The sequence below is a fragment of the Posidoniimonas corsicana genome, from assembly GCF_007859765.1.
Lineage (GTDB): Bacteria > Planctomycetota > Planctomycetia > Pirellulales > Lacipirellulaceae > Posidoniimonas > Posidoniimonas corsicana.
On record NZ_SIHJ01000001.1, the window covers coordinates 1,135,293 to 1,151,884 of the forward strand.

The 16,592-nt window shown below is 61.1% G+C and carries 15 protein-coding genes; 1 reads left to right on the plus strand and 14 read right to left on the minus strand.

Annotated elements, in window-relative coordinates:
- Positions 1–86 precede the first annotated feature (86 nt).
- The 5 genes from KOR34_RS04245 to KOR34_RS04265 all read right to left on the minus strand — a co-directional run bounded on the left by KOR34_RS04245 (position 87) and on the right by KOR34_RS04265 (position 5,610).
- Positions 87–932 (minus strand): glycosyltransferase family 2 protein, encoded by an 846-nt coding sequence (locus tag KOR34_RS04245; RefSeq protein WP_197531130.1) that lies wholly within the window; start codon positions 930–932, stop codon positions 87–89.
- A 12-nt stretch (positions 933–944) separates the two neighbouring features.
- The gene (locus KOR34_RS04250; protein ID WP_146562512.1) at positions 945–1,586 is read right to left on the minus strand and encodes a class I SAM-dependent methyltransferase; all 642 of its coding nucleotides are present in this window, start codon (positions 1,584–1,586) and stop codon (positions 945–947) included.
- A complete protein-coding gene (locus KOR34_RS27370) occupies positions 1,573–2,160 on the minus strand; it encodes a putative colanic acid biosynthesis acetyltransferase (RefSeq protein WP_146562513.1) in 588 nt (195 codons plus the stop codon). Before KOR34_RS27370 ends, KOR34_RS04250 begins: the two co-directional genes overlap by 14 nt.
- 601 nt (positions 2,161–2,761) lie before the next feature.
- Entirely contained in the window at positions 2,762–4,549 is a 1,788-nt protein-coding gene (gene xrtU, locus KOR34_RS04260; protein WP_197531131.1) for an exosortase U, read from the minus strand.
- Between the two features lie 26 nt (positions 4,550–4,575).
- Positions 4,576–5,610 carry a glycosyltransferase gene (locus KOR34_RS04265; protein WP_315852858.1) on the minus strand — a complete coding sequence of 345 codons (1,035 nt, stop codon included), beginning with the start codon at positions 5,608–5,610 and terminating at the stop codon, positions 4,576–4,578.
- A gap of 27 nt (positions 5,611–5,637) precedes the next feature.
- On the opposite strand from KOR34_RS04265, the gene KOR34_RS04270 reads away from it, so the two are divergent.
- Entirely contained in the window at positions 5,638–6,213 is a 576-nt protein-coding gene (locus KOR34_RS04270; RefSeq protein ID WP_146562518.1) for an acyltransferase, read from the plus strand.
- Positions 6,214–6,220: 7 nt separating this feature from the next.
- On the opposite strand, the gene KOR34_RS27430 is transcribed toward KOR34_RS04270, so the two are convergent.
- The 9 genes from KOR34_RS27430 to KOR34_RS04310 all read right to left on the minus strand — a co-directional run bounded on the left by KOR34_RS27430 (position 6,221) and on the right by KOR34_RS04310 (position 15,818).
- Entirely contained in the window at positions 6,221–7,096 is an 876-nt protein-coding gene (locus tag KOR34_RS27430) for a sulfotransferase family protein (RefSeq protein ID WP_390620769.1), read from the minus strand.
- A complete protein-coding gene (locus KOR34_RS04280) occupies positions 7,097–8,389 on the minus strand; it encodes a hypothetical protein (protein WP_146562521.1) in 1,293 nt (430 codons plus the stop codon).
- A gap of 101 nt (positions 8,390–8,490) precedes the next feature.
- Positions 8,491–9,303, minus strand: coding sequence for a sulfotransferase domain-containing protein (locus KOR34_RS04285; protein WP_197531133.1), 813 nt, complete (start codon positions 9,301–9,303; stop codon positions 8,491–8,493).
- Complete coding sequence (locus KOR34_RS26410; protein WP_197531134.1) at positions 9,300–10,664, minus strand: lipopolysaccharide biosynthesis protein; 1,365 nt, start codon at positions 10,662–10,664, stop codon at positions 9,300–9,302. Before KOR34_RS26410 ends, KOR34_RS04285 begins: the two co-directional genes overlap by 4 nt.
- Before the next feature lie 19 nt (positions 10,665–10,683).
- Positions 10,684–11,703, minus strand: a complete 1,020-nt coding sequence (gmd, locus tag KOR34_RS04290; RefSeq protein WP_146562524.1) for a GDP-mannose 4,6-dehydratase — start codon at positions 11,701–11,703, stop codon at positions 10,684–10,686.
- Between the two features lie 36 nt (positions 11,704–11,739).
- Positions 11,740–12,699, minus strand: coding sequence for a GDP-L-fucose synthase family protein (locus tag KOR34_RS04295; protein ID WP_228714502.1), 960 nt, complete (start codon positions 12,697–12,699; stop codon positions 11,740–11,742).
- Positions 12,700–12,716: 17 nt separating this feature from the next.
- On the minus strand, positions 12,717–13,286 hold the full coding sequence (locus tag KOR34_RS04300) for a transcription termination/antitermination NusG family protein (RefSeq protein WP_197531135.1): 570 nt from the start codon (positions 13,284–13,286) through the stop codon (positions 12,717–12,719).
- 1,579 nt (positions 13,287–14,865) lie between these two features.
- Entirely contained in the window at positions 14,866–15,081 is a 216-nt protein-coding gene (locus tag KOR34_RS04305) for a hypothetical protein (RefSeq protein WP_146562527.1), read from the minus strand.
- A 113-nt stretch (positions 15,082–15,194) separates the two neighbouring features.
- The gene (locus tag KOR34_RS04310; protein WP_146562529.1) at positions 15,195–15,818 is read right to left on the minus strand and encodes a hypothetical protein; all 624 of its coding nucleotides are present in this window, start codon (positions 15,816–15,818) and stop codon (positions 15,195–15,197) included.
- Positions 15,819–16,592 lie beyond the last annotated feature (774 nt).

Here is a 16,592-nt window from a genome sequence, read left to right on the forward strand (position 1 = left end):
TGAACCGCCCCGCGGTCCGCCACAGCCCTTATTAAAGTCACCCTCTCCGTTGCGTCAAGGCGATTCCGCCCCCGCCGCGGCCTCCCTTACCCCTCTACAACTTGCCTAATCGGACCATCGACCGACTCTGAACTCGACTGCCGCCAACGCAACTCCCGCACCTTCACGTCAATCATGAGTTCGTAGGCTGCGCGCATCCGGCTGTAGTAGTAGCCAGGCGCCCCATCAAGGAATCCCAGTCGAGCGACGTAAAGGTAAAGGAACATCAGACCTGGGCGGCCGGGAAGCCGGTACGCAAGATGCTTCATCGCCTTCCGCCGACGGCTCGCATCTCGGCAGATTAGTCCGGACCAGTCGACCGAGCTTTGGATCTCCTCAAGCAGATCCTCGGCCTCGAACGAGCTGTACCGGTTGTGGCGGTCGAACCAGTGAGACACACCGTGACTGAACGGGTGGTGCAGCAGGTGCCCCTGAAGCTCGCCAGTCCCACCGTCGACAACGGCCACCGGGTTTACCAGGCGTTCGTAGCGGATCCGGTCCGGGCGGAATACGCGGACAATCCATGTTGGGTAGAGCTGTGACCGGCGGAGCCAGCGTCCCATAAAGTAGTCCTTGCGACGCACGCGGAAGGCAGACTCCTGCGCCGACGCCACAGCCCGCTGCGTGACCTCCTGGCGCAACTCATCATCGCACTGCTCATCGGCATCGATATACAAGACCCAAGGGTGCTTGAAGTCGATGTTCCCCACCGCCCAGTTCTGATGGGCCGACCAGTTGTCGAACTTGCGCGTCACCACACGCGCGCCCAGTCCGCGCGAGATCTCGGTCGTCCGATCGGTGCTCTCCGAATCGTACACGACGATATCGTCCGACCAAGCAACCGACCCTAGGCAGCGGCGGATGTTTGATTCCTCGTTCTTCGTCAGGATCAAAACTGATACCAACTATCCGACCTTTCTGGCTATCGCAATCATTGACTTGGCAAGGGCCGGAACGCGACCGACTCGGCGGAAGCGGATGTCTTGGAACCCAGCCTCTTCCAACAACGAAGTTAGCGTGGCAATCGACCAGAACTTGATGTGCCCATGGTCCCATAGGGCCGTGAAGTGCTTGTCCATGGTCCCAGATAGCGCCATCACGCAATTCTTGATGTAGCCGTGGTAGGGCGTGGAGACAATGGCTACGCCGCCAGGCTCAACTAGCGAATAGAGCGTTGCCGCGTAGTCGCGCGGGGCGTACACGTGCTCGACCACTTCAAGGCTTATGACAAGTGGGGATGCGCCATACACAGGTGCCAGGTCATCATAGGCCGAGCCGACCTCCAGTCGAAGATCTGGATAGGCGGCTTTTGCCTGCGCGATCCCCTCGCTCGATACGTCGACCCCTGAAACATTGAAGCCCTGGCGTGCGAAGTGGTGTGCGACTGAACCGTTTCCGCACCCGAGGTCGAACAATCGCCTTGCTCCGCCTTGGCTCTCCGCGTGACGTTTGACCTCTTCGTCGACCGCTGGCAGCAGATACGCGTGCGAGCAGTTCTGTCCACTGCCCTCGTATTTGTAACCACTTATCTCGTCAACTTGCTTCATCACAACTGCCTCCAGACGAGGATTCCCCCAATACACGATCTCCGAGGTAGGACGCAGGGTTCCCCCCCACAATTGCCCAATCCGGCACGTCCTTGAACGCGGCCGCCCGGGCGCCTACCACGGCGCCCTCGCCGACCGTGACGCCGGGGCCGATGAACGCCTCGGCGCAGACCCACGCCTGCGGGCCAATCGTGATCGGCGGCCGCAGCAGCGGCAGCGCCGGGTCGCGGTGGTCGTGCGTGCCGGCGCACAGGTGGGCCCGGTGCGAGATGGTGGCCCGGTCGCCGATGCTCACCGGCCCCAGGTTGTACACCAGCGCGTCCTCGCCTATGGCCGCGCCGTCGCCGACGCTCAGCATCCAGGGGTAGTACACGATGGCCGTCGGGTACACGTGCACGTCGCGGCCCACCCGAGCGCCCAGCCGCCGCAGCAGCCACCGCCGCCACGCGAAGCAGGGCCGCGGGCTGTAGCGGAACAGCGGCTTCGCCAGCCCCCACACGACCCGCAGCAGCAGCTCGCCACGCGAGTACTTGACCGCGCGGCGGTTCTCGGCGATGTCAAGCTCGGGGGGCACGGGGGTTGGTGGGGGGTGGCTAGTGGCTGGTGGTTGGTGGGGGGCAGGCGGGGTACCTCGAGGGATGGCTCAAAAACAACTTCCTCATTGCATCCCTCTCCCCCAAGGAGGGAGAGGCAAGGTGAGGGGGTGAAAAAAAATCGCGGAAGTTGTTTTTGAGTCAGCCAGAAGCTCGGGAGGGGAGGATCTTCGGCGCGGGACTTTTGTCCCGGTTGGCGACTTTTGTCCCTATTTACCAGTATCGATTGTTAGGGACAAAAGTCGTCCCCGATTGCGGCGCCGTCTTGGCGTTAGTCCCTTGCCAGCAAAGGGTTGTGTCGATTGTGCCGAGCGGGGCGGGCCGGCTTTTGTCCACCGTAGAGCGACAACAGGGACAAAAGTCGGACAAAGCTGACGCCCCTACCAAGCCTCGTCGCTCGCCCCGACCATCGCCCCGTCCCGCGACCCGCAGCGGGCGCCACCGTGCCGTTCAAAAAAGCCCCCTGTGCCCGCCGGCACGCCATACCTCTTCAGCATTCTCCCAGAGAGGGTGGCCTGGTTTCGACTTAAAAGTGGCAAGAAAACTGACTGTACACTGCCCCTCGCCCGCTCCCGGCTCGCGTTACTCTTGTAGAGTCCCTGATCCGGCATGCCCTGAATCGGATAGCTGCTTGCTCGATTCCGGCAGCATTTCGGGCGTATTTTGGCCCAACAGGAAGCTTTCCAGCATGTGGCTGCTCGACTCTAGCAACTCCGACAGCTCTTGTTGTTGCGACTCGGTAAAGGGCTGTTCTTGCTCGGCGAACACCTGGATCTGGATCAGCTTCTGAGGCCGGAGGCTAAGCTGTCGGGCGTGGCGCCATTTGTGGATGAGGGTGTCAACCGCGTAGCCGAGGCTTGGCAAGTGGGCAGGCGGCGCAATCAGCCGACCGTCCTCAAAGTAGTTGGCAAACGCGACCCGCCCGTAGGTTCCGCGCTCGCTCTCGAGGTCAGCGGTCACGTACCCCCCGCCTTCGACGGGAACATCGCTCGCCAGGGCGTGGTTGGCCTCACTGGTTTGCCGCCAACCCGAGTTGGTGTAGCAGCCGCAGACGTTGTGCCACCGCCGGTGAAACGGGAAGTCGATGGAGAGTATGGCGGTGTGGTCTCCACCTGCGTCGGTGAGGTAGTAGACCATCGAGAGCGGGGCCAGCTCTGAGATCGTGTTGCGTTCCTGCAGCTCGTGCTTCGTGACGCGCCATGGAGCGACTGCAGCGTCCACACGCGACTCGTCGAGGTCGAGCAGTCGCGCTACCACGCCGCTACGGTCGAGGGTTGACGCGCGGTAATTTGCGTACAGAGCATAGCCGTGCAGCAGACCAACCGCGGCGAAGCACACCGCCAGCGTTCCGAGACGCAGCGCCGGAACGGGGCGCACAGCGGGCCGGTCTAGCAGACGCGCATCCCGGTCCGGCTGTGGAAACAGCAGGAAACTCACCGCACGGTTGTAGAACCTGGCGACGCGGCCTCGTTCCAATGAAAACCCTTCTTCCTGCCAGCCGTCAATCCGAGCGGCTAACGCCGCCAAGGCAAGATCGGTCGACCACAGGCAGAGCATCAGCACCGCGAATGCTGCTAGGCCAACCAACTCGTGCTGCGGCCCGGCTGTCAGGTCAATGCCGTGCCAACTGTACATCGCGGCGATAGCGGTGATCCGCGACGCGTTCATCAGCAACGCCCACCCGACGCTGCAGGCGATCAGCAAGAGCGTGTGCAGCAACGGCCGCTGGCGCCAGACCGCCAGCACCGCCGCCGCGGCGATCACGGACATGGTGGACACAACCCCGCTGCAGGCCTCATCAACAAACAACGGCTTGCCGGGCAGTTCGATGATGTTGCCCGCCCGAACGTGCAGCACGCCTAGGCTGTCAAGCATCAGGCTGCTGAGTCCCGAGCTGCGTTGCTGCAGCGCGGCGGCCAGCTTGCGGTCGGCTTCCAGCGGCATCCGCTGAGTGACCAAGAACAGGGCCCACAGGTCCCAGAACTGGACCGCGCGCACGCGTCGAACCACAAACGCGGCGGCGGCGAGCGTCAGCGTCGCGGCCGCGCCGCCCAGCCAAGGCCCAAACAGCCCCGCGTGCAGCAGCAGCACGCCCAGCGCGCCCGACAGACAAAGCAGTTCCGGCCACCACGAGCGGCTCGCCCGGGGCCCGATGGTCCCCTCGGCGGCCTGCCAACGCTGCCACGCCACGAACCCGATGAAGGCGTAGATGAACGGGAAGTAGGTGTACATGTCGCGAGACGCGAGCACCGACAGCTCGGCCGCGAAGAGGGGGAGCACGCCCAGAGCGATCGCCGCCGCGGCGGCAATGAACAGCGGCTTGCGACCGACGTGGAACTCGGCGTTCGTCGAAGCAAACGTGCTAGGCATGCTCTGTCCTCCCCTGGAGCGGTGGTCTAGTCGGTCGAGACACAAGCCGGTGGCGGGCCGCCCCCCAACACCCATTCGTAAACGTCGATCATCTGGCGGGCGATCTCCGGCCACGAGAACTGCTGCTCAACATAGGCGCGACCGCGGAGGCCCATCGCCCGCAGCTCGTCAGGCGGGGTTCGCATCGCCGAATGGAGGGTGTCGCGCAACACGTCGGGCTGCATCGGGATCCACCAGCCGCAGCGTTCCGTTTGGAGGCACCTCCACGGCGCGCCATGCGTGGTGATGACCGGCACGCCCGCCATCAGCGACTCGGCGACCACGACGCCGAAATTCTCGCTGTAGGTCGGGAGAACAAACAGGCTTGCCTGCTGCAGGAGCCGGTGCTTTGGTTCACCTTCGACAGATCCAATGTACCGCACCCCAGTTTGCAGCTTGGCCTTGGCGAGAATACCTTCCTCGTCAGGTCCAGCGATGACTAGGTCCCACCCCTGAGGCGCCAAGCCTCCCCAGGCCTCCAGAAGCTCTTGGATGCCCTTCTTGCGATGCACGCGGGAGAGGAATAGCACGTAGGGACGCGACGGAGGGGCAGCGTCTGCCTCGGTGAGCGGCAATGGCTCGACCCCATTTGGGATCATCGCGATCGGCTGGCGTGCGCCGAGTTCACGAAGTTCCGCAAGCTCCATCTCACTCGTTGCGTGAACCAGGGCGGCCTCCATAAGATCGCGCCGCGCAAACGCCCACCAGGCTATGCTTTTCTTCCATCTGCGGAAGTTCATCGCCCAGGGGCTAAGCATTCCTCTTGGCGTAACGATTCTAGGCACAGAGAACCGGCGTGCAGCCTCAGCGGATGAACGGTTAATCTGGAGCCATTGCCCGTGATCGTGGATCACGCCCTGGCACCGAGTGGCGAAGCGTTCTAGCACTTCCTTGGGAGTTACAGTAACCTCTACATGCCAGTCGCGTTTTTGAGCTGCGATGCTCCGACAAAGCGCAGGGACGGTCCGTGACGGTCCGCCTTTGCTAGGTTCGAGCGAAGCGACTGAGTGCAGTGCAATCACTTGGTTCAACTGAGCGTCTTCCAGCTAATGCCAGCCCTAAAGTACTTCCGTCGCGGTGGCATTGTATACGGAACCTGCTACACAGCGCGTCAAGGGTTTGCGTATATCCAACGCAGCTTCGCGAGCATCATCCACTCCCAGAGTTTCGCTTCCTGCGGAGCAGACTTTCGTTGTGGAGTGGGTGTTTTCATCGACTACCCGCGCAACATTCGAGTTGGTCATCGCTGCTTAATTGACAACGGAGTTGCAATTGGAGCAGAGTTGCCGCAGGGATCATTAATCATCGGCGATGACGTCCAAATCAACCGGAACTGCAGCATCGACTTCTCGGGGACTCTCACCATAGGGAACGGCACTCTCATCTCAGCGGAGTCAACAATCTTGACCCACGATCACGGTCTCGACCCGCGATCAACTCCTGAAGGAGCATCGCTAGAGATCGGTGACTTTGTATGGATTGGCGCTAGATCTATCATCCTACACTCGGTGAGCCAAATCGGCGCGCGATCAGTAATAGCTGCGGGATCGGTTGTCACCAAAGATGTTCCGTCAGACACGGTTGTTGCCGGAAACCCGGCGAGACCGATTCGGCGCAAGACGTAAACAGCGTTTAGCTAGCAAACGTGGAGATGGATTCCTCTAGAGAGCCGAGCACCTTGATTCCCCAAGTCTCACGAAATACCCCTGCATCCTTCTTCAGCATGCCGTGTAGGTACTCTACTGTTTCAGCGCTAGGCCGACGGTAGGAATTCGCCTCCTTCCTGTAGCTAACACTTGCCCCTAACCGCCGCCTCAAATCGCCGCTCATCGCCCGCCGCAAGGTCTTGCGGTAAATTGCCGAGTTCGCGAACCAACCGGCAAGTCGCATCGGGGTTCGCCGCTGTGCCCTGGAATTCCATACTTCAGTGCTCGCCAGTTTGACTGGCTCGAGACCTAAGAAGCTAAAAACTTTGGCGGCCCCGGCACACCGACTCGCTGAGTACTGCTCAAAACCGACGCACATTACCTGCGATGTCGGGAACACGCTTGTCCATCGTTCAATCTGTGTCGCGTACCTGCTAAAGTCCACGTAGTGACTCTCACGGCGCAATTCTGAATCGATATCCCCGCTAACGCGGCCCGTGTCCAACCAGTGGTTATAGTGACTCACGCACCGCCCGATAACATTACGCACGATGTAGATGACTCGCAAATCCGGCCCAATTACCTTCAAGGCGCGACCTGGCGCGCCGTTGTACATGGGAGACATGGTGTACATTGTGGACGCTTCACCACACAGCGCTGATGTGGGAGCTGCGCGGAATAGCTTAAGGTACGCCTTAAGCCCTCGTGGTGTTAAGACATCATCACTAGAGAGCGAATTGGGCTCTTTCTCATCAGGGAAGAATACTCGCGGGTGTTGGTCGAGGTCACGGAATAACGTTGTCGTGCCTGACTTCATCGCGCCTATGACTAGAAAGTCCGGCGTTCTCAACGTTTTCCCCAACTAGACCTCGATTTCCCTGGAGTTAGACAGTGAGCTTCTACCCCTGCATACGATTAGGGCGGGCACAACAAGTACTATTAGCCGGATAACTCCAAGCCAAAAGCGGTTCGTGTCGTGTGATATCGTATTCGCCATGGTGAAGACCGCGTTAGCCCAAATCCCCATCGCAAGTGCACTTCCACTTCGTGCCGCACGATACACAATTCCGATCGAGTAGCTGAAGGCAAAGAATAGTAGAGACCCAAAGTAGCCAAACGCCTCGTAAGCACGTGCAATCCCCGTCGTCGGAGTGCCTAGCGGTTCTCTGTATCCGAATACCTTAAATCCGTCCGGTGCAGACTGAGTGGTGGGAATAATGTGGTCCCGTAGATCGCCAAACAGTTGCCGCGGCAGTAACAGCCGCCCAACTGTCACCAAATCGGCCGTTCCGAGGTCGTAGTCCCAGGTGCGAGACTTTGCTTCGATCGCAAACGCAGCATTAGTGGTCTCAGCTGTCGCCACGCTCGTTGCTGCCTCTGACAGATCCATTCGTTCGACCGCTGTCGTCGCAGCTTCGCCCATCGCCTCCACCGAAACGCCATGCGCAGCCCACTGACCGGCGCCATCATGGAGTGCATGCCTGTACGATTTCCCAAATGCGAGAAGGATCACCAATCCAGGAACTGCTACGAGACCAATCCATGTCGGTGGACGCTTGCCTCGGGTGAACCACAAGGCACCTAGTACGACGAGCGCAATCTCCGCCACCGCAGTCCGCTTTGCGACTACAAAGACCCGGTATAGCATAAATGCAGCGGAGATACCCAATGGCAGGAGGTAGGACCGATTCTTGGTCCGCATCCACCCGGTAAGCGCAAAGCCAAACGAAATCGCTAGAGACGTCGACAGGAAAGCTATCATCGCAACTGGCCCCTCGGGTTGTCGGGACTCTCTCAGGTGCGATGGCAGAGTAGAAAGCAAGGCGAGAGTTGCGATGCCGACCGACAGCAACCACCATGTTACAGCTACATAGTTAACCTCGGGTTGCTTAAGGGCATTCTTCCAGCGAGCGCTCTTCTGCGAGGCCTCGTAGCCACCGATCGCCATCGCCAGGCACAGCGTAGCCATCAGGATTGTCTTGCTTATCGCCCCGGGTGGAAGCGAATTTGATTCCGACAAGAGCCAGAACTGAGGCCCCCAGAACCCAATAAAGATAATGGAGACAATAAACGACAGTGATAAGATCCCCTCGGGCCGCCTTACGCCGCGGTACACTCCAACCGAGGCTGTAGTGAAGAAAACGATGAGCTCCAAATTCGCGTGATCCACTGCCGATTAACCTTGGCTTGCTACAGAGTCCTTGTGAGACAAAGGGGCAGCGGACGAGTCACGGCGATTCTCAACCTCCCTCAACATTAGATTCGAGCTGTCCAAGTGTGATCGCGTTCATAGCCCAGCGCAACAAGTTGGTCGCCTGCATGCTCCTTGAACGCAGCAACGGCCGCCGGCGTGAAGTGGTTCTTCCAATCGCCCGCGATACCCTTCCTGTTGTGCGAGCTTGCGTCACTCTCTCCTGGCTTCCTGCCCGTTTGCCTCTCGAAGCTGAATTTCTCCACTGTATCTCGTACTCGGACAGGATCGGCAGGCGTCCCCGAATGCGATTCGATGGCCCTGCCGAGGGTTCCGGCGCAGTCGGATAGTAAATCTTCGTAGCGCACCAATGCGACATGTTCCCGACTTGAAGTCCATTGCTGAACGTGGTCCGCCCAAGGAGTTGAAATGCCTAGCGGGCGTGTGCACCAGCGTGTGACGAAGGTTGCCATGTTCTCCGCCGAACTTTCCACTGACCATCTATCGGCAACGGCTTCGGGAAACAATCGCTGAACGTACGCTTTCGTTCCCTCGTCGCCCGCTTCCAATCCTCGGAGCACGTGAAAATAGGCTGATGTGCAGACGTCTCGCCCATCCCTGTACAGGTAGAAGACGCGTCGAAGCCGTGGGCTGTACTTCCAGTGGTTCTGGATAACACAGCTGCAGCCCATAGGGAACACTGTGTGCGTGGGCTTGGGTATCTGGAGGTAGTCAGCGACCATCTTCGCCAGCCAAGTTCCACCCGACTTGGGAAACTCCGTCACGTAGTAGAACGGGAACGACTCGCCCCAGAACTCTCCAACGAACCTTGTCGAGCGAGTGCCGAACCGACGCATCCACCCGGAGATGTAGCTCATAGTGCCAGAATCGAATTGCGTGTTGAACCCGGGCGCGTGCGCCACGGCGCGCGGACCATGGCAGAGAAAGCGTCTATCATTCCTTGCTGAGAGAGAGCCGACGCACGCTTCGTTGAGAAAAACAAGAAGGCAAGGTCGACCAAAGCTAGCATAATCGCTGCACCAGTGACATTCGCCACATTGACCACCGGAACGGCAAATATGCATCCGGCAGCGATGCACGCGAGTAGCGTTAGCGAGAATGACTCGTGCTTGTTCATGGACCTTGCAAGAGTGGTGTTCACCATCGCGACGGCGTGCGCGGAGGCTCCAAGCAAGAGTGCGAAGAACGCGGTTGCGTTGTAAGCAACCTGGTCGTCGAGCCAAACTGAAGTAATCACCGGTCCGAGTGCGGCGAGCGCTAATGCTGCGCTAACCGATGCCCAGAATGACGAAGACAACAGCAGATCGTACATTCGCCGCAAGAGCTGCAAGTCCCCCTTTGCAATGGCGGCCGACATTTCCTGCTGCACCGCGCGATTCACTGTTCGGGTCAGTTGGAGCACTAACGAAGAAAGAGTTCGGAACGCAGTGAATGCCACCACAGCCGATGCTGAACTCGTATACCCTATGACTGCCACCATCGACTGTGACCGCAGCCCCGCAGCAAGCGGTAGAAGCGTATCAGCCAAGGAAGGTCGAACTAGTGATCGTGCAGAGTTGAAAGTAGCGCTGGCAAAACCAAAGCTTAGCCATGGCACTTGCTTCCTGAGTGCGGCGAATCCAAGCAGTACGAAGACCGCTTGACCGGCGACCATCGCAAAGGCCACCGCTGATGGCGTACCTCGGCTGAGCAATGTGATAACGACAGCGACGAATGCTGCTAGCCTTGAGCCGTGCTGCCACATGAAGCCCGTAGCGTACTTCCCTGCCGCCCTGTAGCCCGCAAGCAACAGCCCAACCACAAGCTGGAGACTCACCTGAAATGCAAACGCGATGAGCAGCGTCGTCACTGTGCTACGATCCAAGGCTCTAAACCCAAATAAACGACCTAGATCGACGAACGCGAGTAGAACGGCACCGAGCAGAATCAGTACGCCAACGGCCAAAGTTATTAGGCTAGAGGTCTGGAACACTTCCTCGACTCTGCGCTTGTCGTCGTGCGCCGCTAGTATCATCTCCGTGCCGCCCGCTGACGCAAAGCCACCGCCTCCTTGAGCAATGAATGTAGGCAGAGCAGCCAAGATCAACCACTCCCCGTACTGCTGCTCCCCCCAGCAGGTCAGGTACAAGGGAACGCTTAGAAGTTGGGTCGCGACGGTGACAATCTGCCCGAAGGCATTCGCGCCAATACCTCGTAGAGTTCGCTTTCGAATCGACATTAGAAGTTGGGCGCCAAGCTCACTTCAGGTCTGCCTCGACCATCATGTGCACCAGCTCGGTGAAGCTTACCTTCGGCTCCCAGCCGAGCTCGGTGCGGGCGCGGGTGGAATCGCCGAGCAGCAGGTCGACCTCGGCGGGGCGGTAGTAGCGGGGGTCGACCTGGATCAGCGTGCGGCCGTCGGGGCCGAGGCCCTGCTCGGCGTCGCCTTCGCCCTGCCAGGTGATCGGCATGTCGGCGTGGGCGAAGGCGATCTCGCAGAACTCGCGGACGGAGTGGGTCTCGTTGGTCGACAGCACGTAGTCGTCGGGCGTGTCGGCCTGCAGCATCCGCCACATGCCCTCGACGTAGTCGCCGGCGAAGCCCCAGTCGCGCTTGGCGTCGAGGTTGCCGAGGTACAGGCACTCCTGCTCGCCGCGGGCGATGGCGCCGACCGCGCGGGTGATCTTGCGGGTGACGAAGGTTTCGCCGCGGCGTGGCGACTCGTGGTTGAACAGGATTCCGTTGACGGCGAACATGCCGTACGACTCACGGTAGTTCTTGGTGACCCAAAACGCGTACGCCTTGGCGGCCGCGTACGGGCTGCGGGGGTAGAAGGGGGTGGTCTCCTTCTGGGGCGTCTCGACGACTTTGCCGTACAGCTCCGACGAGGACGCCTGGTAGAACTTGGCGTCGAGCTCGAGCTCACGCATCGCCTCGAGTAGGCGGATCGTTCCGAGGCCGGTGACGTCGCCGGTGTACTCGGGCACCTCGAACGAGACCTTCACGTGCGACTGAGCGCCGAGGTTGTAGATCTCGTCGGGGCGGATCATCTTCAGGTGCCGGTTCAGCGACGACGCGTCGGCCAGGTCGGCGTAAACCAGATGAAGCCGCGGGTCGTGCTCGTGCGGGTCCTGGTAGATGTGGTCGATGCGGTCGGTGTTGAAGCTGGACGAGCGGCGCACCGTGCCCCAGACGTCGTAGCCCTTCTCGAGCAGCAGTTCGGCGAGGTAAGAGCCGTCCTGGCCGGTGATTCCTGTGATGAGTGCTTTCTTCGACATGGGTCTCTCGTGGACGTCGGTATCCGTTGTGGTGGGCTACTGGGCCCGGAGGGTGGCGGACTGATTGCTGGCGAGGAAATCCTGGTAGGTCAATCGGAGCCCGTCACTCAGGCTGATAGCGGGCGTCCAACCGGTGGACTGGATGCGTGACGAATCGGTCAGCTTGCGGGGTGTGCCGTCTGGCCGCGAGGTGTCGTAGCTAATGCGGCCGGTGTAGCCGACGGTCTGAGCGATGAGCTGGGCGAGCTCGCCGATTGGGATGTCCTGGCCGGTGCCGGCGTTGACCCAGTCGGGCGGGTCGGGGAGGTTGAGCAGGTGGACCAGCGCGGCGGCCAGGTCGTCGACGTGCAGGAACTCGCGGCGGGGCTTGCCGGTTCCCCAGACGACCACCTCTTCGAGGCCGTCCTCTTTCGCCTCGTGGAACCGCCGCAGCAGGCCGGGCAGCACGTGGCTGTTCTCTGGGTGGTAGTTGTCGCCGGGCCCGTACAGGTTGGTGGGCATGGCCGAGTGGTAGGTCACGCCGTACTCCTGGCGGTAGTACTGGCAGAGCTTCAGCCCGGTGATCTTGGCCAGAGCGTAGGCCTCGTTGGTGACTTCCAGCGGCGAGGTGAGCAGCGAGTCCTCCGGGATCGGCTGCGGCGCCAGCTTGGGGTAGATGCAGGTGCTGCCGAGGAACAGCAGCCGCCCGACGCCCGCCTCGTAGGCGCCCTGAATCGTGTTGAGCGCGATGCGGGTGTTGTCGATCATGAACTCGACCGGGTAGGTCGAGTTTGCGACGATGCCGCCGACCTTGGCGGCGGCGACGATCACCTGGTCGGGCTTCTCTGCAGTGTAGAACTCGTTGACGGCGGTTTGGCTGGTGAGGTCGAGCTCCTCGCGGGTGCGGAGGATGAGCTCGTAGCGCGGGTCGTTCTCTAGAGCGCGGACCAGCGCCTTGCCCACCATGCCGCGGTGGCCGGCGATGTACAGTCGAGTCTTTGAGGAGGAGTTGCTCACGGCTTCATGGTCGGCAGCTAGGAGGTAACGAGCAGGTCGGCGTGCACTTCCACGACGATCCCGCCCCCAAGGGCGCCAACGCCGACCCACACCTTGTGGGGCCGCGACGCGTCAAGCACCACGCCCTCCCAGTCCTTCATGGCGCCGCCGGTGACCCGGACCCGCTGGCCCTTCACCACGTGATTGTACAGCTCGACGCTCTCCGGCCTGGTCTGCAGGCACGACTCGAGCGACTGGAGCTCGCGGCGGAGCACGTCGTGCTCGGCGTCGTTGGTGGGCAGGAAGTGCAAGATCCGGTTCGTGCGGACCGCCTCGAGGCGGCGGGTTTCTTCGGCGGCGAAGAATAAGTAGGAGGGGAAGAGGGGGAGCAGCGAACGCCGCCGGCGGCCCCCGGAGGTGGTGAGCCGCTCGACCATCGGCAGGAAGTACGAAACGCCCAGGCTCATCAGGTCCCGGGCGAGTGACTTCTCCTGCCGCGGCTTGCAGTACGCCACGTGCCACGGCGTTGCCCAGTCCTCCGCCGACAGCTGGGCTGACGCGGTGGGCGCGGAGTAGCTGATCGGTGGGTCAGCGTTTTGGGTGAGCAAGGCGGGAGGAAGCTCAGGAGGCGGGGCAGGGTGGGTGGACTCCGTCCACGTCAGCGCACCTCAATGAGTGCACATCCGGGCGAGCCACATCCGTCCTTTCAGTGTAGCTGGGGGTGAAACCCCCACAAGCGGAGGGCAGCGGTTGGTCTGAGATAGGCGGGAAAACGCGACCGTTTGTGCCGGATGCGCGCTGCCCGCGCATCGCCGGGCCGCGGGGTCGATCTCGGTGGGAGTCTGACGATTGCGCGGAGAAGGCGTCTCGCAGAACCCATTCGGATGTGCTGCTGGTAGACCAGCCCCTCATTCGGCGCTTCGGGCAAGCGCACCGCTCCGCCCCGCCGCTCAACGCCATCCAAATCGCAGCACTTTCCCAGAAGAGTGGTCCGAATCGTTCTGTCCAGAAAAAAAAGCGGTGCGGACAAGAATTGGCGCGGACTTCCACATAGCTTGACTGCAAGCACTTACTGCGCAACCCATTACACAGGTTCTACCTGAACGCCGATGCGAGGGTTTCGTCCGATCCAGCTCGCGCAGACTCGGACACCTCACGATGCTCAACGCGGTTTCACAAACAGAGCGACGCAGGCGCACGAACGCGCACTCCCCAGTAGACCGCGCTGGGTAGCCGTTCTCAGCAACGAATTGCGATCGCGACCGGAACTGGGCATCCGGACCATAAGCCGCGAGCCGTCTTTGCTGCGCGCAAGCAACGCCCTACCGTTCATTCACGCCCACCAACTACCCGGGCGTCAATTTCACCAACGTTCGCGGGATCAACGAAACGCACCTGGTTGGCAACCCGTGAGTACTTGAGCTAGGCGTGGCCAGGACGGGCTTACGCTACGACGGGTAGGGTTACGCGGAGGTCGCCTACCCAGGCAGCCTTGCTCTAGCAGCCCACGACATCGACGGAGGAACCAACGTTCGTCTCTAACCTTGCCGCCGTCCGACAGGTCAGGGGCTTGTCTACGACGGCGCCAAGCAGCGGTGGCATTCAGGCCTTCGCTGTCGACGGCGGCAATACTACTGGCGCCTACAGGCCGGGGCCCGGCCGAACGAGCCGCGATCTCACGACTACGCACTTCTCCCCTGGGACGCTCACGCTCAATTCTAACTGGAGAGGTTCCCAGCATCGCAGGCGCGTTGGGCTGGTTCAACCGATCGCTTGCGGTAGCTGCGCGGCCAAGGGAAGGTGGTTGATCTTCGACGAAGGATGCTCCACCGGTGACTTGGCGGACGTCAGTCCCCGGAGACTCTCCGGGGAACGCGTGTGGACTTCGCCGGTGAATCGGGGCGCGCTTGACTCGCTCAATGCGCCGAATGCGATGATGTCCTCCAGTGCGACAGGCCCGCTGTTCACAAGCGATGCTTGTGCGGCGGCTCCTACGCCCGCATAAAGTTCCGGATTGAGTCAGTCGTTGTGGCGCCCAAGTTCGGCATGCTTCTGCTGGCGGGCACGCGGCTATTGTTGTGGTGTAGTGCCACCGGCCCGCCGCGATGCCTAAGCTAACGCGCTGAGCTCTGCTCTTGCGAATTCTCAAACGCGGTTCGGGGCGCCGAAAAGGTCCGCGGAAACAATCTACTCGGCCCTAAGGGAATGCCACCGACGCAGCGCATGGATCAGGACGCCGAGAGCCTGCTTCTCGGTGGCCTCCTCAATGTGGCTGAGCACGCCGGCGGGTGGGTCTTCCCAGTCTGAGTCGATGCTCCCGCTTGGGCCGGCGATCTTGCACAGCGAGGCGCAGACCATGCCATCGAGCCGATAGGAACGATCTCGTCTGACTTTATTGCTCATCGATGCCTTGCTTTCCCTCGCTCTGATACTGTTCTCTACGCCAAAGGGAAGAATTGCTTGAACTCGGCGCCGTGAACCACGCTTCGCGCTCTAGCTTCTCACCACTGACTTGGCTACCGTCCCACGGATGTGAGCTGTTGTAGGCGGAGCAGTAGTTGGGTCAGATCACTGCCGCCGTCACTCGACGGCGGGCTTCGATGCGGCCGCACCCGTTCCTCCACTGTCGTCGTCGAGCACGCAACCCGTCGGTCGATGACGGAGAAGGTTCGATTGCACAGGAACCGTACTGCCCGACGGTAAACCTCTCTCTGCTCGTCTGGCTCCAGCAGCGGTTGTCCGACATTCTCGCAGGCCGAGGAAACGATCGACCTAAGGCTCTCGATCTCGTTGCCCGACTCAGCAACAAAATCGGCCAGCCGCTCGTCGTTGTCGATCTCAGCGAGCAGCTCCGACTCTACCCAATGGTACACCGCCGCCACCGCTACACGCAGTGACTCCGGCTCTAGCAAGGCGTCCCGCTCACGCGAGGGTACCAGCAGCACGGACAGCAACTGATCGAGGCGCCGCAGACGCTCTTGATAGGGTAGCGCGTCGAACTCCGCGCAGCCGGTGGGTCCATCCTCGCAAGCCAGGTTGTCGACCAGCACGCCCACCGCGATCTCAATCACCGATCGCTCCCCGCGCATCAGAGCGTCGGGCACGTCGTGTCGGAACTCTCGCCCGTCGTTTTCTGTCATGGGTCCCTCGTCGTTTCTCGAGCTGGAAGCCGAGTGGTCGGCGACGCCTGTCTCGACCGAATACCTTTGACGGCACGGAGGAGTCGGGGCGCCGCCGTCCTATCCTTGTTGCAGGCTATCCGAGCCTCGAGAGTCGAGCCATACGGGCTAACCCTTGCGCTATCATCCAAACGCAGTAGGTGGGGAGTCTGCTGAGAAGGCCGTTGAGGGATAGCCCCTAGGCCGGCATCGCACCGCCACTCCATCTCGTTCGCGTCGCGTCACCGTTCGCACAACGCGTGTGGCATCGTGTGAGTTTCTGCATGGGTCTGTTTGGGAGTGCACGAGTCTTTACGTGAGAGAATCTGTGACTGACGCAACGGATGCGACTGACACATCGACGGCAAACAGCGATGCGACTTCGGCTGCCCGAAGTTGGTTGGCAGTCCTGCGTAGACGTGATCGACTTCCATTGATGAAAGGCTAATCGTCTTCGCGTTGTACCGCGCGTCGAAGAATTTCAATCCAAACCGCCTCCAGCCCAGTTGTCCTAGCGGCGCAGCGGCAACTGTGTGTATCCTCAGGCAGGATCAACGCGTTGCCGCGCAACTCATCAACTGCTCGCTTGGCTAGTTCCCTATGTGTCTGGCCGGCGGAGCGACACAGCGCAGGATGTGCTCGCAAGATCAACCCCCATCGCGACAGGCGTGTGCGCGGACCGCACGTCGGACGGTCTTGTCGCGCTTGGGCAGAGTCGAAGCGTCGCGCGGCGCCAAGTGTGATCAACACGGAAAC